The organism is Helicobacter zhangjianzhongii, from assembly GCF_030249855.1.
GTDB lineage: Bacteria > Campylobacterota > Campylobacteria > Campylobacterales > Helicobacteraceae > Helicobacter_B > Helicobacter_B zhangjianzhongii.
On the sequence record NZ_JANURN010000002.1, the window covers coordinates 200,166 to 217,329 of the forward strand.

The 17,164-nt window shown below is 46.3% G+C and carries 19 protein-coding genes, 1 tRNA gene and 2 pseudogenes; 8 read left to right on the forward strand and 14 right to left on the reverse strand.

Annotated features, from left to right (window positions below; all coding sequences use genetic code 11):
- Positions 1-13: 13 nt before the first annotated feature.
- The 4 genes and pseudogenes from serS to NYG90_RS02775 form a co-directional block, all read right to left on the reverse strand.
- Positions 14-1,240, reverse strand: a complete 1,227-nt coding sequence (gene serS, locus NYG90_RS10525; protein WP_434062725.1) for a serine--tRNA ligase — start codon at positions 1,238-1,240, stop codon at positions 14-16.
- A pseudogene (locus NYG90_RS10560) lies at positions 1,238-1,558 on the reverse strand (serine--tRNA ligase); the annotation flags it as partial. The pseudogene NYG90_RS10560 and the gene serS, both read right to left, overlap by 3 nt.
- A gap of 75 nt (positions 1,559-1,633) precedes the next feature.
- Positions 1,634-3,055, reverse strand: coding sequence for a PhoH family protein (locus NYG90_RS02770; protein WP_285256537.1), 1,422 nt, complete (start codon positions 3,053-3,055; stop codon positions 1,634-1,636).
- Positions 3,056-3,060: 5 nt separating this feature from the next.
- Complete coding sequence (locus NYG90_RS02775) at positions 3,061-3,270, reverse strand: alkylphosphonate utilization protein (protein WP_023929881.1); 210 nt, start codon at positions 3,268-3,270, stop codon at positions 3,061-3,063.
- 203 nt (positions 3,271-3,473) lie between these two features.
- Between NYG90_RS02775 and NYG90_RS10565 the strand changes: the two are divergent.
- The 4 genes and pseudogenes from NYG90_RS10565 to rplT form a co-directional block, all read left to right on the forward strand.
- Positions 3,474-4,112, forward strand: a pseudogene (locus NYG90_RS10565) (cache domain-containing protein); the annotation flags it as partial.
- Positions 4,113-4,790: 678 nt separating this feature from the next.
- A complete protein-coding gene (locus NYG90_RS10570; protein ID WP_434062726.1) occupies positions 4,791-5,231 on the forward strand; it encodes a methyl-accepting chemotaxis protein in 441 nt (146 codons plus the stop codon).
- A 119-nt stretch (positions 5,232-5,350) separates the two neighbouring features.
- Positions 5,351-5,545: a 50S ribosomal protein L35 gene (gene rpmI / locus NYG90_RS02785; protein WP_115010729.1), complete on the forward strand. Its 195-nt coding sequence runs from the start codon at positions 5,351-5,353 to the stop codon at positions 5,543-5,545.
- Positions 5,546-5,614: 69 nt separating this feature from the next.
- On the forward strand, positions 5,615-5,965 hold the full coding sequence (gene rplT, locus NYG90_RS02790) for a 50S ribosomal protein L20 (RefSeq protein ID WP_285264662.1): 351 nt from the start codon (positions 5,615-5,617) through the stop codon (positions 5,963-5,965).
- A gap of 140 nt (positions 5,966-6,105) precedes the next feature.
- On the opposite strand, the gene NYG90_RS02795 is transcribed toward rplT, so the two are convergent.
- From NYG90_RS02795 to NYG90_RS02835, 9 genes are all read right to left on the reverse strand, one after another.
- Complete coding sequence (locus tag NYG90_RS02795) at positions 6,106-7,383, reverse strand: NAD(P)/FAD-dependent oxidoreductase (RefSeq protein ID WP_285256535.1); 1,278 nt, start codon at positions 7,381-7,383, stop codon at positions 6,106-6,108.
- Between the two features lie 82 nt (positions 7,384-7,465).
- A tRNA-Asn gene (locus tag NYG90_RS02800) sits at positions 7,466-7,540 on the reverse strand.
- Positions 7,541-7,575: 35 nt separating this feature from the next.
- The gene (locus NYG90_RS02805; RefSeq protein WP_285264663.1) at positions 7,576-8,913 is read right to left on the reverse strand and encodes a nucleotide sugar dehydrogenase; all 1,338 of its coding nucleotides are present in this window, start codon (positions 8,911-8,913) and stop codon (positions 7,576-7,578) included.
- The gene (locus NYG90_RS02810; protein WP_285256533.1) at positions 8,861-9,484 is read right to left on the reverse strand and encodes a hypothetical protein; all 624 of its coding nucleotides are present in this window, start codon (positions 9,482-9,484) and stop codon (positions 8,861-8,863) included. The genes NYG90_RS02805 and NYG90_RS02810 overlap by 53 nt, the downstream gene beginning before the upstream one ends.
- On the reverse strand, positions 9,474-10,055 hold the full coding sequence (locus tag NYG90_RS02815; RefSeq protein WP_285256532.1) for an acyltransferase: 582 nt from the start codon (positions 10,053-10,055) through the stop codon (positions 9,474-9,476). The genes NYG90_RS02810 and NYG90_RS02815 overlap by 11 nt, the downstream gene beginning before the upstream one ends.
- A gap of 2 nt (positions 10,056-10,057) precedes the next feature.
- Positions 10,058-10,834, reverse strand: a complete 777-nt coding sequence (locus NYG90_RS02820) for a glycosyltransferase family 25 protein (protein ID WP_285256531.1) — start codon at positions 10,832-10,834, stop codon at positions 10,058-10,060.
- A gap of 48 nt (positions 10,835-10,882) precedes the next feature.
- On the reverse strand, positions 10,883-11,608 hold the full coding sequence (locus tag NYG90_RS02825) for a UPF0323 family lipoprotein (RefSeq protein ID WP_285256530.1): 726 nt from the start codon (positions 11,606-11,608) through the stop codon (positions 10,883-10,885).
- A 34-nt stretch (positions 11,609-11,642) separates the two neighbouring features.
- A complete protein-coding gene (locus tag NYG90_RS02830) occupies positions 11,643-12,389 on the reverse strand; it encodes a hypothetical protein (RefSeq protein ID WP_285256529.1) in 747 nt (248 codons plus the stop codon).
- 81 nt (positions 12,390-12,470) lie between these two features.
- Positions 12,471-12,872 (reverse strand): DUF4156 domain-containing protein, encoded by a 402-nt coding sequence (locus NYG90_RS02835; RefSeq protein WP_285256528.1) that lies wholly within the window; start codon positions 12,870-12,872, stop codon positions 12,471-12,473.
- A gap of 23 nt (positions 12,873-12,895) precedes the next feature.
- Between NYG90_RS02835 and NYG90_RS02840 the strand changes: the two genes are divergently transcribed.
- The 4 genes from NYG90_RS02840 to NYG90_RS02855 all read left to right on the forward strand — a co-directional run bounded on the left by NYG90_RS02840 (position 12,896) and on the right by NYG90_RS02855 (position 15,072).
- Positions 12,896-13,030, forward strand: a complete 135-nt coding sequence (locus NYG90_RS02840) for a hypothetical protein (RefSeq protein ID WP_285256527.1) — start codon at positions 12,896-12,898, stop codon at positions 13,028-13,030.
- 19 nt (positions 13,031-13,049) lie between these two features.
- Positions 13,050-14,489 carry a COG3400 family protein gene (locus tag NYG90_RS02845; RefSeq protein ID WP_285256526.1) on the forward strand — a complete coding sequence of 480 codons (1,440 nt, stop codon included), beginning with the start codon at positions 13,050-13,052 and terminating at the stop codon, positions 14,487-14,489.
- 9 nt (positions 14,490-14,498) lie between these two features.
- Positions 14,499-14,675 (forward strand): hypothetical protein, encoded by a 177-nt coding sequence (locus NYG90_RS02850; RefSeq protein WP_285256525.1) that lies wholly within the window; start codon positions 14,499-14,501, stop codon positions 14,673-14,675.
- A 184-nt stretch (positions 14,676-14,859) separates the two neighbouring features.
- Positions 14,860-15,072 (forward strand): hypothetical protein, encoded by a 213-nt coding sequence (locus NYG90_RS02855; protein ID WP_285264664.1) that lies wholly within the window; start codon positions 14,860-14,862, stop codon positions 15,070-15,072.
- A gap of 157 nt (positions 15,073-15,229) precedes the next feature.
- Here the strand turns inward: NYG90_RS02855 and NYG90_RS02860 are convergent, their stop codons facing one another.
- On the reverse strand, positions 15,230-17,095 hold the full coding sequence (locus NYG90_RS02860) for an NAD(P)-binding protein (RefSeq protein WP_285256523.1): 1,866 nt from the start codon (positions 17,093-17,095) through the stop codon (positions 15,230-15,232).
- Positions 17,096-17,164 lie beyond the last annotated feature (69 nt).

Below are 17,164 nucleotides of genomic sequence, written 5' to 3' on the forward strand. Positions count from 1 at the left end.
AATATAGCTCTAGTTATAGGTAGGGTTCTAGGACTTTGGGGATAGCTATGGAGCCATCTTTTTGCTGATAGTTTTCCATAATCGCCACAAGCGTGCGCCCTACGGCTAGGGAAGAGCCATTAAGCGTGTGGGCGAAGTGATTTTTGCCATTTTCTTTGTAGCGGATTTTGGCGCGGCGTGCTTGGAAGTCGCGCGTGTTGCTCACAGAGCTTATCTCGCGGTAGCAGCCTTGTCCTGGTAGCCAGACTTCTATATCAATGGTATTGCTCGCGCTAAAGCCCAAATCCCCACTACATAGCCGCATAAAGCGATGAGGCAGCTCTAAATCGCTTAGGATTTTGCTAGCGGTGCGTAGCATTAACTCTTGCATAGCATCGCTTTGGCTTGGGTGCGTGATCGCCACTAGCTCGACTTTGTCGAATTGATGCTCACGGATAATGCCCCTTGTATCGCGCCCCGCACTGCCGGCTTCTTTGCGGAAGCAGGGGGTTTGTGCGGTTAGGCAAATAGGCAGATCTTTGGCACTAATAATGCAGTCGTTGTAGAGATTGGTTAGGGTGATTTCTGAAGTGGAGATGAGGTAGAGGCTGTGTCCTTTTTGCTTTTCTTTGGTTGGTTTGGGTGTTGGCTTTTGGTTGGTGGATTCGGCTTTTGGGCTAGAATCGTGGATTTCATCGCCGCACTGCGTCGATAGACACTCGAGTCTTATCTCCTTGCGCGGCTTGAAAAACCCCGATTCTATCTCCAAAATCCTAGAATCCTTTGGTTGCTCGCTTACATTTTTGGCGTTTTCCCCAGAATCCACTTTTTGCTGCTCGCTTAGAGTTGTAGCATTTTCAAAAGTGGATTCTAGGTTTTGTGCCTCACTCCTAGAATCCTCTTCACCGCAGATCTTAAACATATCATCTTCAAATTTTGGCAGCTGCCCCGTGCCAAAGAGCATAGCACTATTGACAATCACCGGCGTGCTGACAAGCTCAAAGCCTGCTTTGCGATTGCTATCTATCATAAAGTTTATAAGCGCGCGCGAGAGTAGCGCACCTTGTCCGCGTAGCACTGAAAAGCGACTTTTAGCTAGCTTCACGCCAGCGGCAAAGTCAATCCAGCCATTTTGCTCTGCTAGCTCAAAATGCTCCTTAGGAGTGAAGTCAAACTCCCTAGGGGTAAGAATGCGCTTAAGCTCGATATTTGCACTCTCATCTGCGCCTTCTGGCGTGTGAGAATCCGGGAGATTAGGGATAGTGGCAAGGCTAGATTCTAGCTCTTCTTGCAAGGCTCGCACGACTTCTTGCTCACGGGCGATATTTTGCTTATTTGCTTCTAGCTCTTGGCGCAAAGGCTCTAGCACACTAGAATCCACTTTTTGCGCCTTTTGCGCGCCAAAGAGCTTGGAGTTTTTGTTTTGCAGCTCTTGGAGAGATTCTAGGGACTGCTTGGCGTGCTTAAGCTTAGTGGCTAAGGCACTTAGAGCTTGCAAGCTACTAGGATCTACCTGCTTCTTGCTAAGGGCTAGGGCTACACTATCAAAATCGTGTAGTAAAAGTTTTATATCTATCATTATTGACCTTGAAAAGTGGGAGTTGCTCTGTGATTTTAGCAAAAAGCGCGAGTTTTTGCACGCTCTTATACTAGCCTAAAAGCTTTCCCCAAACCACTGGGCTATGGAGCTGCGGATCGTCTGGCGCAGCTGGATTCCAGCGATGATGTCTGTGGCTAGGGCTTTTTGCAGTAGGCTTACGGCGCCGTTGCGAAACTTGCTTAGATATGGGTGGTCAATCTGCGCCCAATCCCCTAGAAACACGATCCTGCTATCATCTCCAAGCCTTGTGCCAATGAGCTTGATCGTGGCGTTTGAGGCATTTTGCACTTCATCAAATATCACAAACTTCTTGCGGATAGTGATCCCCCTAGCGTGCGCAATATCAACGACTTGGATATTGTGCTTTTTTAAAAAATATTCCGTGGCATCTTCTTTGTGGATTGTATTGACATTGCCGCGGTATTCAAGGTAGCTCTTTAGCGAGCTAGAGCGCAAGGAGTCGATGATGAAGTTGATCGCGCTATACAAGGGATACATAAAGTAGCCTAGCTTTTGGTCTTCATCACCCTTGCGGAATCCAAGCTCCGCTTCTTTGTCATTAGCGGTGATGGTGTTGCGCAGGTAGATAATGCCATCAACTACTTCTTGCTTCAGTAGCTCTAGCCCTGCTTGGAGGGCGATAAGTGTCTTGCCAGAGCCTGTTGAGCCTGTGGCTATGGTGGCGACATTATGCGGGTGGGTGAGCAGGCAAAAGAGCATTTTTTGATCTAAATTTATGGGCGTTACATAGGGAGCAGCTTCATCTATCATTGTATCTAAATCCCATTCTTCAAAGCGACCTTGCAGCTTTATGCCAAAGCGTTTTTTCCCCGTGAGATAGAGCGAGCTATCGGTATTATCTTGCTCATCGATATGGATTAGACTCCACTCTTTTAGTGTTTTAAATGCCTTTGTTTTCTCAAGCTGGGCTAAAGGCGCGTCTTTATGGAGCAAGAAGCTATGCCAGAAGTTGATTTCACTGGGGTTTTCCACGCGATCGCGGAAGAGAGATTGGGCATTAAGCCCGCTTGCTTTAGTGCGGATTTTTAGTGCTATATCATTGGTGAGTAGAGTGAGCCCATAGTCTTTGGCGATTTCTGCGAGCCTTGCGTCATTTAGCCCATACTCTAGGTGCTTGGTTTTGTAGCTTGCGCGGTAGATGATTGTAATGGGGATCGCACCTTGCTTGCTCTCATAGTAGGCTATGTATAAAAAGTCCTGCTCTTTCGGGGGGAATGGCAGCTCTTGCTTGCTTGCTTTAGCACTGCTTGTGGCGCGCTTATCAAAGTCCCCAATATTGCGGAAAAACTCTCGCGCTAAAAAGCCTACTTCGTGTGAGGTTTTCTTCTTATCAAGCTCTTCTAGCACGACATCGCTTATACATAGGGTGTTTTTGGCGTTGTCGTAGAGATAGATGATGTTTTCTGGGTCATCAAGTATGATAGAAGTATCAATGAGGTAGGACTTTTTTGCCATTTATGCTATGCCTTTTTGACAAAGCAGGTCTTTATCACAATGGTGCCAAGCTTTGGGAGCTTGGCTTCTATCTCATCATCATTACCATTTAAGCGGATATTTTTCACCATAGTGCCGCGCTTTATCGTGCTTGAAACGCCTTTTACTTTAAGGTCTTTAGTGATAGTTACGCTATCGCCAGAATCTAGCGGGCTTCCGTTGGCATCTCTTGGCATTGCTACTCCTTGAAGTGGTGGTAGCTGGGATTATAGCGCAAATGTGCTAAAGCACTAGAATCTATCTCAAACGCTCCTAATCCTTGCTCTTTGCTTACTATCTACACATAGCCTAAGGCCGGGGGTAGATTTTGCTTGATTTGCTTGGATTTTATGCTACCTTTTTTGCAGTGCTATTTACTACCCTGCTTGAAGGAATGGCTATGAAGTTTTATAAAAACCTTTCACTTAAATCAAAGTTTTTCACCTTGATTGTCGGCTTTGGCGTGGCATTTGTCATATTTTTGGTGCTAACGATCTTAGGAGAGACGAAGTTCTCCAAGCATACGCAAGAGCAAATTATCGCAATGCTAGAGCAAGAGATTAAGGCAAAAATCAAGCTCGGCACAGATTCTATGGCAAGCTCGCTAGGTGAGCTTGTAAAAGGGCTTGATGAAAAGGATCAAATCGCCATCATCGCAAAAGCCATTGATAAATTCAACTTTGAAGACGACAAGTCTGGCTACTACTTCGCCTTTCAAAAGGGCATAACCGTCGCACACCCAAACCGCAAAGATATGATTGGCGTGTCGTATTGGGACGCTAAAGACCCCAATGGCGTATATTACATACGAGAGCTTTTTGAGATCTCTAAAGACACGAGTCAAAAGGGTAAATTTGTGTATTACATATTTTCTAAGCCTTTGCCACAGGGCGGGTTTGTCGATGCGCAGAAAGTCGCCTATGCCAAGCTTATCCCAAATACGAAGGATATTTGGATTTCAACAGGGGTGTATATTGATACGCTAGATATTTACACCCACGCCACTTCGCAAGGGATTCTAGGGAATATTTCTCAAACGATCTATAACAATATCGCTATTTCTATGGTGGCATTTTTGCTGATCTTTTTCCCATTGATGTGGCTGTTTTATAGCACGCATTTGCGCGGGATTCTAAGCTTACAGCATAATGTCTTTGCCTTTTTTGCCTACCTTAATCACGAGAGCAAGCAGATGGACTCTATCCCGCTAGATTCTAAAGATGAAATTGGGCGTATGGCAAAGGCGATTGATGAGAATGTCAAACGCACACAAGAAGGACTCAAAAAAGATTCTAATCTTGTGCGTGATGTGCTAGGTGTCGTAGCGGAGGCAAAAGAGGGGCGATTTGGCTCTGTGATAGAAAATACAAGCCTAAATCCACAAATCAATGAGCTAAAAGATGCGATAAATCAAATGTCGCACACGCTTTTAAATCTTGTGGGCGAGAATCTCAAAAATCCCGCAAGAGTGTTTGAAGCTTATAAAAATAATGACTTTACCGACAGGATAGAAAATCCTAGAGGGCTTGAGAGTGCGATAAATAGCTTGGGAGATTCTATGGTGAGTATGCTTTCAGTCTCTAAAAGCTATGCAAACGAGCTTGAAGCTAAGTCAAAAGAGCTAGAATCTTCGGTGCTTGAGCTTACAGAGAGTGCAAATACGCAAAGCTCATCACTCGCACAAACCGCCACGCTCACAGAAGAAATAGCTCAATCTATGCAAAGCGTGAGCGATCGCACAAATGAAGTCATCGCACAAAGTGAGGATATTAAAAATGTCATCGGTATCATACGCGATATAGCCGATCAAACAAATCTTTTGGCTTTGAATGCCGCTATTGAAGCTGCAAGGGCAGGAGAGCACGGCAGAGGTTTTGCAGTCGTTGCTGATGAGGTAAGAAAACTTGCCGAACGCACACAAAGAAGTTTGGGTGAAATTGAAGCAAATACAAATCTTTTGGTGCAGAGCATCAACGATATGGCAGAGTCTATCAAAGAACAAGCAGAAGGTGTAACGCAAATCAATGACACCATTTCACAATTAGAGGGTATCACGCAGCAAAATGTAAAAATCGCCAATCATTCACGCGATATAAGCACCGCACTCGATGATGTGGCGACAAAGATTTTAGATGATGTGAATAGTAAGAAGTTTTAGTCAAGTTTTAGCCCAAGCTATAAAGAAGTTTTTAGAAAAATCGTGTTAGAATCCGCGCTTATTTTGTCGCTTAAAAGTCTAAGACTTAAGCGCGGTATATCTTATGAAAGGAGACGACAATGCCAAAGATGAAAACAAATCGTGGGGCAGCCAAACGCTTTAAGTGTAAGAAAAATCTTATCAAGCGTGGGTCGGCGTTTCGCAGTCATATCTTGACAAAGAAATCGCCAAAGCGTAAAGCACGGCTAAAATCCCCGCATTTCGTGCATAGTGCAAATATGGATTCTGTGAAGAGTCTTTTGTGTCAAGCATAAGTTGAAGTCCCCCTATTTTAGGGAAAGATTAGCAAGAGCTACACCTACATACTAGGTCAAGGAGAAAAAATGAGAGTTAAAACAGGCGTTGTCAGACGCAGAAGACACAAAAAAGTCCTAAAGCTAGCCCGTGGATTTTACAGCGGACGCAGGAAGCATTTCCGCAAGGCAAAGGAGCAATTAGAGCGAAGTTTGTGCTATGCGTTTCGAGATAGGAAGCAGAAAAAACGAGATTTTAGAAGCTTATGGATTGTGCGCATAAATGCAGCGTGTAGAATCAATGATATAAGCTACTCTAAGTTTATCTATGGGCTAAAGCGTGCAAATATCAAGCTTGACAGAAAGATCTTGGCTGATATGGCGATGAATGACCCCCAAGCATTTGGCGCGATTGTCCAGCAGGCAAAAGCCGCCCTATAATCTTAAGAATCCTATCGCACAAGCGGTAGGATCAATCACCCCCACTTCTCTAAAACTTGATTCCCCCACTTATAAGCCAACCTAGCCTTAAGATCTAAGCGATATGTATAGGCGCATTGCCACATCGTGTGCTAGATTGACTAACGCCTTTTGCGGATACTCCTACGCCAACGCCACTCTACGGCGCGTTTGAGTGCTATGGCAATAAACCCAGAAAAGCTTTTGCCCGCGATTTCTCCTATACCATAGCAAGAGCCAAGTGAGCAGATCGTGCCTTGTGGCTCATAGGCAAAGGGCGGGATTTGCTCGCTAGCGTGCCTGCTAGAATCCACTTTAGCAGAGTCTTTAGCAGCGTATTGTTGTAGATATGCTGGCAAAATGCTTGCTAGATAGACCCCTTGCTGCTGGGCTAGCTGGGCAGTAGGCGGATAGAACCGCTGGGTCTTTTCATCAAGCAATGCCCCGCAATCCCCAAGCACAAAGATAGAATCCATATCAATAGGCGTGCTAGATTCTGGGGCTTCTTCTGTGGAGAGAGATTTGGGGTGGAGGTAAGGGGTGATTACAAGCTTAGATTTTGGCGTGGCAAAGGAATTAGCGATGACAAGATTGCCCTGCACGCCCGCAGTCCATATCACGCAAAATGACTCGATTAGCTCTGTTTGCGGCTCTTTTTGTTCTTGATTTGTGCTAGGGAGTGCGATTTGCACGCCATTTTCTTGCACGGATAAGATCTTGCTAGAGGTGCGCACATTGACCCCTAACTTCTCTAAATATTTACGCCCCTTTTGGGCTAGCTTGGGCGCAAACATCGGCAGCACTGTATCTAGGGCTTCTATACACACGCATTCTATCGCCTTTTGTATCCCTAGCTTTTTGGCTTGGCGTGGGATCTCTTGGGCAAGTGTCGCCACAAGCTCGCACCCGCTAAATCCCCCGCCACACACCACAAAGCGCAGATACCGCTCATCATTAGTGCGTATATAGGCGTGAAGATTTTCTTCTATCCTAGTGCGGATTGCTTTGGCTTGGTGGTAGCTAGTAAGTGGCAGAGCATACTCACTCACACCCTTTATGCCAAAGCTATCGCTAGCAAACCCTAGCCCAATGACTAGCACATCATAGTGGTATGTGCCATTATCGCAAATGATACTTTTATCGCTTGCGTTGATTGTCTGCACGCAATCTTGCACGATCGCTATGTCTTTGGGGATAATATCTTGCAAGGGGTGCAAAATTTCTCTATCTTTATAGCCACTTACTACTTCGTGCAGCAAGACACTTTCATAATGTGCAGACTCTTTTGTGATAAGCGTCCATCTTGCAGTGTTGTAGATAGATTTTGGCAAATTAGCAATACAAGCAAGGCTTGCATATCCAGCACCTAGTATTATGATATGTGGGGCGTTACTTTTCATAGTATGTCCTTGTGTAAGTAGAAATCTAAGTTGTATAAATGTATCATAAATTACTTAAACGAGTAGAATAAATAGAAAGAAGTGGCTCCGGATGCAGGATTCGAACCTGCGACCAAGCGGTTAACAGCCGCCTACTCTACCGCTGAGCTAATCCGGAATGCGTGAAGTAAAACGCGTATTTTAGGGAAAAACTTATGCCTTGTCAAGGGAGATAGACATAAAGACTCCGTTGATTTTGCAAAAGCGTTGAAAATCTATCGCGCTATCGCAGCTATGGATCACATTGCACAGCACGCCATCATAGCTATGTGCTAGAAGCTGGCTAGATTCTAGCACGCTAATGCCATACTCTAGCCTTGCTTGCTCCTTGTCTATAAGAGAGTCTATCACTTCTACTTCTAAGCCCAACCCCCCTAGCTCATCGCATAAATTTGGCACTAAGGTATTGCGCATATCTTTGCAATCTTTTTTAAAGGCAAAGCCCACGACAAGCACCCTAGCACCTTGAAGCTCAATCCCAGCGGATTCTAGCTGCTTGGCAAACTTGCTAGCGATGAAGCACGGCATTGCTTCATTAGTCTGCCTGCTGCTTGTGATAATCTGCGGCATAAAGCCCTTAAGCTCGGCGATATAGGAGAGGTAGTAAGGATCGACACTAATGCAATGCCCCCCCACAAGCCCGGGATAAAACGGCAGGAAATTCCACTTGCTGCGTGCTGCTTGCAAAATCTCTGCCATATCAAGCCCAAGTGTATCAAAGAGCATATACGCTTCATTCATAAAGGCGATATTGATGTCGCGCTGGGCGTTTTCTAGGGCTTTGCTCGCTTCGGCTACCTCGATACTAGAGACACAATGTGTGCCAGCAGGGATCACGCTCGCATAGAGCTTGTCGATTATGGCAGCAGATTCTGGAGTGGAGCCTGAAGTGATTTTCACCACTTGGCTTAGGCGGTGCGCTTTATCGGCTGGATTGATACGCTCTGGCGAGTAGCCCACAAAAAAGTCGCGATTAAGCTCTAAATTGCTAGTGGATTCTAGCAGCGGCACACAAAAGGTGCGCGTGCAAGTGGGGTAGGTGGTGGATTCAAACACGACAATATCCCCCACCTTTAGCACAGAGCCTACAAGCTCGCACGCGCTTTGCAGGTAGGAGAGATCTGGGAGCTTATCGTGGGTGATAGGCGTGGGGACGGCGATGAGATAGATAGTGGCTTGTGCTAGGTGCTTTGGATCATTGCTAAAGTGTGCTAAAGGGGCTTGCAAGAAGTCTTGCAAAGTGCATTCACCGCTAGAATCTAGCTTTTGTTGTAGCTCGTTTATGCGTGTGGGGTTTATATCAAAGCCTATGGTGGGGTATTGTCTGCCAAAGGTTAGGGCTAGGGGTAGCCCCACATAGCCAAGACCGATGATAGCTATGGTGCGGGGCGTTGGCTTTTGAGTGCTTTTGAGGGATTCTGCGGCGGGGGCTTGCTCATTACCACTCAAGGTAAATCCCTTCGCCCCCGCCTTGAAAACCCCCAAAATCATCGCAAAATCCTTCCGCCTGCGGCTTTTTATCAAACACACTTTCTGTTTTTTCATCTTGCGGCGTGGTATCAAAAACACGATTTCCGTCATTGCGAGATTTTGCGTTAGCAAAATCGTGGCAATCCATTTTTTTTGCGTTAGCAAAAATAGCGGTGTTATGAAAAATCCTAGAATCCACTTTTTGTAATTTCTGTATTTTTTGTGTGTTGTGTGAAAAAGTGGATTCTAGGGATTGTGTCTTTGTTTGTATGGATTGCCACGCTTTGCTTCGCAAAGCTCGCAATGACGATAAAAAGGCTTGCTTGCTAGAATCCACTTTTTGAATATCGGTAGTTTTTTTATTTTCAGCTTGTTTTTCTTCTTCTAGGATTCTAGGAATTCTAAAGAAACCTGCTTGCGTGCCCCCGCCTTGCACCGCTGTCGCTTGTTTTCTAAAGAAGCTTCGCTTTGCGGTATTGCTAGTGGTGCTTTTTGTGGATTTTAGGGCAGAGCAAGAGTCTGCGGTTGTCCTAAAATCCACAAAATCGCCGCTATGATTACCCAAAACCGAATCCCTTTTCTTAGATCTCACGCACGACACCATTTTCTAATATATACTCCCTCCCATCATAAATGCTCCTAGCAAAGCCCCCCTCATCAAACCTAAGCCTAGCCCCAGATCTATCCACAAAGCCGATAAGCCTAGCAGGGTTGCCCACCATAAGCGCGTAGCTTGGCACAGATTCTAGCACCACACTCCCTGCGCCAATGAGCGCGAACTCGCCTATTTCTATACCGCAAAGTATCGTGGCATTTGCGCCTATGGAGCAGCCTTTGTGCAAGAGTGTGGGGAGAAACTCACTCTTGCGATTGATGAAAGCGCGTGGGGTCAAAACATTGGTAAATACTACACTTGGACCCACAAAGACTTCATCGCACAGCCGCACACCTTCATAGATACTGACATTATTTTGGATTTTACAGCCACTGCCGATAGAGACATTCGCGCCGATACAGCACCCCTGCCCGATGACACAATCACGCCCTATCACGCTGCCGCGCAAAATATGGCAAAAATGCCAGATCTTGCTGCCTGCACCGATTGCTACATCTTCATCGATTATGCTGCTTGAGTGGATCAGCGCGCCATTTACTTCTCGCACCGCTACTGCCCTTTGGCAAGGAGCTTGCACGCGCGCAAAGATTTTTGGGCAAAGAGCCACATACGCACATCGCGGTAGAGTCTATGCAGCTCGCGCAGCAGCACAAAGCGATAGTAAAAGCCCTTATCCTTTGGCTGGTGCTCTGGCTTGCCTATGGTGGATCGCTCATCTAGCTCGCTAATCTCTGCGATATGCGGGAGGTAGAGCATTTCAGCGACATTATGCAAGTAAGAAAAGCTCATATAATAATCCACTGCGACAAAGATTTTTTCCGCGCTTTTGATGAGCTTTGCCGCGCCACTTGGGGAGATGTAGTAGCCAGAAGCGCCAAGCATAAGCTTAGGAGCTAGGGCGAAACGCTCTTGGATAAGATACATTGTATGCCAAGTCCGCCACGCTAGGCGGACATACTCATAGGGGCTTTGCGCGATTGAGAGCACGCCCTCCCCAAAGCCAGCGCAAAAGCGTATATCATCTTCTAGCACGATGATCCCTTCTCCTAGCTCTACGCATTTTTGCCACAGCGCGTAGTGTGAGGCAAAGCACGCTAGCTCTGTCTCTCGCACCGCCCTAGCCTTATACACCCCAGCCCAAAATGGACAATAGCGCGTGATAAAGCCATTTTCTCTAATGTCTTTAGGCGTTATAGCTTGGAAAAATGTGAAGTTAAGCTTTTCTTGCAAATGCGGCTCTTTGGCAAAAAGCGCGGCGATATGTGCCTCCATACTTGCCCTGCGATCAAGGGAGCGGGCAAGGTTTATAACAAAGCATTGCAGCATAGATTCTGCTCTCCTTTACTATTGCGATTGCTGGATTCTAGCGGCTTGCTAGCTGCCAAAGCCACTTTGCGTGCTTCTTGGGCTTGCCGCGCCTTTGGCGGTGTTTTGGGCGGCGTTGTTTTGGTAGAATCCACCTTTTGCATTACTTGGCGTAGCCCCTGCTCTTGGGGAGTTTGTAGCACCTTGCTTGAAGTTATTTGCGCTGCGCTCATAGGCTTGGGGGGATTTGTAGTTGCGCTGCTTGTTTTGCTGGTAGTTTGGGTTGTTAAAAAGCTTGTTGCCGATGTAGCTTCCTAGCAGTGCGCCTGCTGCGCTTGCTAGGATCGCCCCTCCTAGCCCTAGCCCTCCGCTGCCACTTTGCTCGCCTGCACCCCCTGCTGCTGGGGCTAGTAGCTCGCTTGTGCCATTCTCCACGCGTGCGGCTTCTTTTTTGATAAGCTCATCGACTTCCTCATCGCTTAAAATCCGCTCCGCCCCAGATTTGTCGCGCACGACCACGCGCGTGGTGGCACTGGGGTATTCTTCTAGGACTTTGTAGCTGCCATCTAGCTGCTCTTCTACGATGACAAACGCCCCTTGCTTGATGGCTTGGCTTGGGGTTTGGCTATTTGATGTTTGATTGCTTGATACAAAGTCTTGCTCTCTAGGATTATCGCAGCCTAGCAGAGCGACTAGCACAAGCGCGCTGCTGCTGCCTACCATCGCAAAATCCGCGATTTTCCTATGTGGCGATTTGCGTGGTGATGAGTTTGTGCTATGTGTGGGCTTTTTCATCATTGCTCCTTAGTCAAAGTATCAAAAGTGGATTCTAGCGCAAAGGCTCATAGATAAATGGCACGCCCTCTACAAGCCCTGATTCTCTAATGCTACTTGTTATGCGTAGCACTTGGCTATATGCTTTGTCATTAGCGGGTGGGTTTGTAGGCTCATAGGTGCGTGCATAGATTTTGCGCAAGGTTTGGATCTGGTCTTTAGGCGTCTTGGCAGAAGGGATTTGCCTGATAATATCTGCTGCTTTGTAGAGAGAGTCCTGCCCTAGCAGCCCTATCGGGACTATGACAATCGTGTGGGTTTTAAGCCGCTCTTCTATGTGTGCTAGCTCTTCTTGGCAGTGGCTACACATAGGGTCTGAGATGATGTAGAGCTTTTTTGTATTCGCGCCGGTTATGGTTATGGCATAGTCTGTGGGGATAGAGGCAAAAAGCTCATTAAGCTTGGCGGAGTTCTGGGCTTTGAAATTATGGCTGCTTATGGCGTTTAGCTCCTGCTGCACGCGCTTCATCGCTGCTTCATTGCTGCTAAAAAACGCGCTTGCTACCACTAGGTTTTGCTGCTTCTCATCGCTTATAAGGAGAGTTTTGTAGCCATTTGTTTTATCTTGGATAGTGAGCAAGAAGAGATTGCTGGATTCTAAGGGGGTGAAGCTTACGACCTCTAGGGTGCGCTTGGTTTTGGACTCTAGGAGATTTTTCGCGGTGGTGGCATCGCTTGGGGCGGCATAGATTATCCCTAGAAACGCCATAAAAGCGGCGATATATATGTGTGTCTTTTTCATTTGCTTCCTTTGTCTTTGGCTTGTCTTTGGCTGTAAAGCGCAATAATGCCATAGAAAATCTAACGCTTGCCCACGCACCCACTAGAGCCTGCAGCGATACACTTCGGCGTAGATGATGTATTCATCGATTTTGTTGGCGGTATTGTCATTTGCCAGCCCCATTTTAAACTGATAGTCCGCCCCTAGATAGCGCGACTCTGTGTGTAGCACAAGAGCGGCATTGCCCCCAAAGCGCACGGCTTTGTTGCGCAGGTCATTTTCCGCGCCGGCTATGGCGGCAAGGAGCTTTATACCATAGCCTTTGGTATTGACAACCCCTGAAGTCTCTGTGATATACACGCAGTCTTTGAGCGATGATTTACCGCGATAGATTTTGACATTTATGGCATTTTGGGTGAGTTTTGGAGGCTTGTAGCACGCGCTAAACATACTTGCTACAAATAGCCCCACTAAGGCTAGGGCAATGTGATAAGAGTATTTCATAATCTATCCTTATAGGCGTATTTATGCTAATACTAGCAAATAGCATTCCTTACGATCTGCCAAGATGTGCTTATGGCTTAGGCTACACTACAAGCGCGAAGTGGATTCTAGGCTTGGGATTTTGGCTTTGGTATAATGCCGCCACAAATCCCACTTAGCCTAATGTAAGGAAATGATGTGAAAAAAGTCGTGCTTGTGCTTGATAGCGTTGTCGGCAAGGTGTTTCTTGACTCCGTGCTAGAAAAGTATTTTAGTAATAATCTCTATATTGTCATTGTTAAAGACTCTGCAATGATCCCAGAGAAATTCCCAAGCTCCTTTAGCTTTCATCATTTTGATCCCACTTCAGAATACCACCTTACACAGGTGTTTGATGAGCACAGAAGCCTAGATCTTAGCGATGTGTTTGTGATTATGGAAGATAGAGATCAAGCGCGCGCGGTCTTTGCAATCACGCGCAAAATCTGCAAAGAAGCGCGTATAGTTACGCTCTCTAGCGTGAGCGATGAGAGCTTGCAGCGCGATGATCACGCGATATTTCTTGATGATGCCAAGATCATCGCAGGGCAGTTTATCTCAAGGCTGCCTAATGTGCCCATTATCCCGCGTGGTTTTGGGCTAGGGCAGGGGGAGATTATGGAGGTGGGCGTACCATTTGGGAGTGTGTTTGCCTATCGGCATATCGGCTCTATCCAGCAGAAAAATTATAAAATCGTGGGGATCTACCGCAATAATGCATTTCTTCTAAGCACCTTTTCTCTAGTGATACAGCCTCAAGATGTCGTGCTTGTCGCAGGCGATCCAAAGACACTAAGAAATATTTATAAGCAAATCAAGTCTGATATAGGGCAGTTCCCCTCACCCTTTGGGCGCGATATTTATGTCTATGTGGATATGCTAGCCCAAGATTCTAGCGCGATTTTGCGCGACATCACGCAGGCTATCTACTTCCATAGTCTTATCCGCTCGACAAAGCTCTTTGTCATCGTGCTAAATCCAGCGGACTTTGCCACAATCTATGAGATCAAGGAGCTTTGCAAGCAGGATTCTAGTATCGCGCTCAAATTTGATTATAGCAATGCGAGCTTCATTGATAGGCTTGAAAAAGATCGCACGAGAAAAATCGGGCTTATCATCGTAGGGACAGAGCTTTTTGCCAAGCGATCGCACCGCAAAGCACTCTATCGCACCGCAACCCCTGTGCTAAAAACCGCTGCCCTTTGCCTAACAGACTGCAAGCAATGCCTAGTCATCACCAATGAAGAGATGAACGCAGGGGAGAATATCTCAAGCGTGATTTTTGACATCGCTATCCAGACAAAGACTGATATACAAGTGTATGATTTTGAGCCAGATGGTGTGCATCAAGATGCCATTATCAAAGACTATGAAGCCCTAGGCAGAAGCTTTGGCAAAAAGGTGCTAATCACCAAAACCACGAGCAAAAATCCCATTTTCTACCTGCAAGACTTGACCGAGCCTGTGCTGCATTTCCTACCCTTTGAAGAATGTATCGCTAAAACAAGGCTTTTCGCGCTTTTTTCTACCAAGGCGGAGCGACTCTCCTTGTTGCTTCATAAGCATCCGCAGATGCTTATCCCTATAGGATCGCATTAAGCATAAAAAATGGATTCTAGGGATTCAGCTTGCGGGCTAGAATCGTGGATTCTGCGGCGGAGGCTTGCTCATTATCGCCTAGATAAATCCCTTCGCCTCCGCCTTGAAAACAAGGGACACCGCTCGGCGATAGCCGATGTTTCTTTAGAAAGCCACGATTCTAGCACCACAATCTTAGAATCCTAATTCAGCAAAGTGTAAAAAGTGGATTCTAGGGGGGTGGGCGATTCAGTTTTGGGCGAGCAATGCGATTGATTACGCTATTTTTAGGACAACCGCAGACCTCTAGTCTTGCTCTGCCCTAAAAATAGCGTAAAACAACCACAGCCCCACCGCAACCCTTAGAATCGTGTGAAGTAAAATAGGCTTTTTGAAGAAGCCCTTTTTCTGTCATTGCGAGCCGATGAAAGCACCACTTCTGTCATTGCGAGCGGTGCTTGCACCGCGTGGCAAAGCAAGGCGAAGCCGCGCTTCTTTAGTAATCCACAATCAAAACGAGGATTCTAGGGAAATGCCCCAAATTGTCATCGCGAGCTTTGCGCTAGCAAGGCGTGGCGATCCATATTCTGCGCTAGCAGAATAGTCATTACTAGAATCCACTTTTTGCATATCGTTGGCATTGTTTTCAAAAGTGGATTCTAGGGGGTTTGATTAAAGGGGCGATTTTCTAAACTGCCTTGATTGTCTTCTTCAAGGTTTCTTTGAGAAAAGCCAACGCCAAAATTAGATCGCTTGCTAATCTAGCTTAAGCCCAAATCCCCCAAAGCTCTCATCGCCTGCTCTATGGCATCTTGTAAAAATGCTTCCCAATTGGCATCAGAATTAGCAATGGCGATATTGCCGCAGACTTTACGCGCGGCTTTTATCGTGGCTTTGCTTTGTTTTGGCGTGTCAAAAAGCGAGTTGTAATTATACGCATAGCAATGCCCCCAGCGATTAAGCGTGATACCTAGCACATCGCTTTTTCTAAATCCAGCCCCGCCAAGCATCTCTTGCAAGTGCGAAAGGGTCATTTGCTCTAGGGTAGAAAATGGCGTCTCTAAAAGGGCGTGGCGTGTCAGGCGCGAGAGATCTCTAGCAGTAAGCTGCGTAGTGTCAAGCTCTGTAGGATTAAGCCGTAAGGGAGAGCCGATCAAATGCAGGCATATAGGCTTTTTGGGATCGCGTGGGTGCTTGTATGCGCCCATATCTACGGGATAATCAAGCTTGGTATTGACATAGAAAGATTTTGGCGCGTAAATATCGTGTATGCCAAGCTTTGTGAAGCACTCCCATTGAGAGAGCAGGACTTTTGTATAAATAAGAGAGGTTTTGACACATTGAGATAGCGCGCTTTTTTGCCCATCTTGCAGCTCTTTGACAATATAGGGGATCATCGCATTGTAGTTTGCCATAATGACCTTTTTGGCAAAGATTTTATGCAGCTTTTTATCCTGCATAGATCCATAGACTATCTCCACTCCTCCTGCGACATTACGCACATCAAGCGCGGTGCTTTGCAGGCGGATCCTACTCATATTTTGCTCTAAATCAAGCTTGCTATAATCAAATTGAGCTAGTAGCACTTCTTCTGGTGTGTTGCCACACGCTGCGATATGGGGGATAAGCTTCTTTACCATTAAGCGCGTGATAGAGGCATTGCCATCGGGGAAATGGTGGATATAGGGCTCTTCAAAGACTTCATTCGCAGAGTTTGTAGCAGCAAATCCCGGCAAAGCACACTCTTGTGCCAATTCGCAAGAGATCATATCAATCCCTAATGCCATAAAATCATCACTCACACCATCAAAAAAGCTTAGAGCCAGCGGAGAGAGCTTGACTCTCTCTTGCAAGAATTGCTTATAGCTTGTGTGGGCTAGGTAGTCGCGCTTTTGCTTGCTGCTTAAGCCTTGTAGATAGTCTTTAGGCGTGGTAAAAAGCTCTAAAAGCGCGTCTCTATCAGCCTTAGGCATAGGAAAATCCCCAATAAACTCCGCAAAGCTCCTAGCATTATTGCGCTCTTTTCTAATGCTATCATCAATCACCACGCGAGGATCGCCGCTTACAAGCTTGCTTGCTCCAAAGTCCTTTTTGCTAAAAAACACACCCCGACTAAGCCCTAAATCTGGGTAGAAGTCTTGATTAAAGCACTTTGCTAAAGCGTCTATATCGATATTTAGGCTAGCTAGAAACGCCACGACCTTTTTGCTATAAAGAGATTTTGGCGATTGTAGCGACTCGCTGCCACCATAGGTCAAGATCTGCCCATAAGGTGTGGCAAACTCATTGCGCCTAGCGTGTCCGCCGAAGTCTTTGTGATTATCGAGTATCAAGCTTTTTGCGCCTTTGTGCGTATCGTGGAACAAGCACGCCGCACTAAGTCCGCTGATCCCAGCTCCTACGACCACCAAATCATACTGCTCTTGTATAGGCAGTGCGCTAAAGTCATATTGCTCGCCATCGCGCAAGGCGTGTGCGAAAAAGTAGCTATCATCATCGCTGCCTACAAGATTCTGCCAAAGTGGGGGATAGTAGGGCTTTTTAGCATCTCTTGCTAGAATCTCTAGCGGTGTCATTCCAGCGACTACGGCTACTGCCATACCATTGATAAAGTCTCTACGAGTCATTTGTATCCTTTCAAAAGATTTTGTGTGTGGATTCAGCTTTTCTAAAGAAACCTGCTTGCGTGAGCTCGC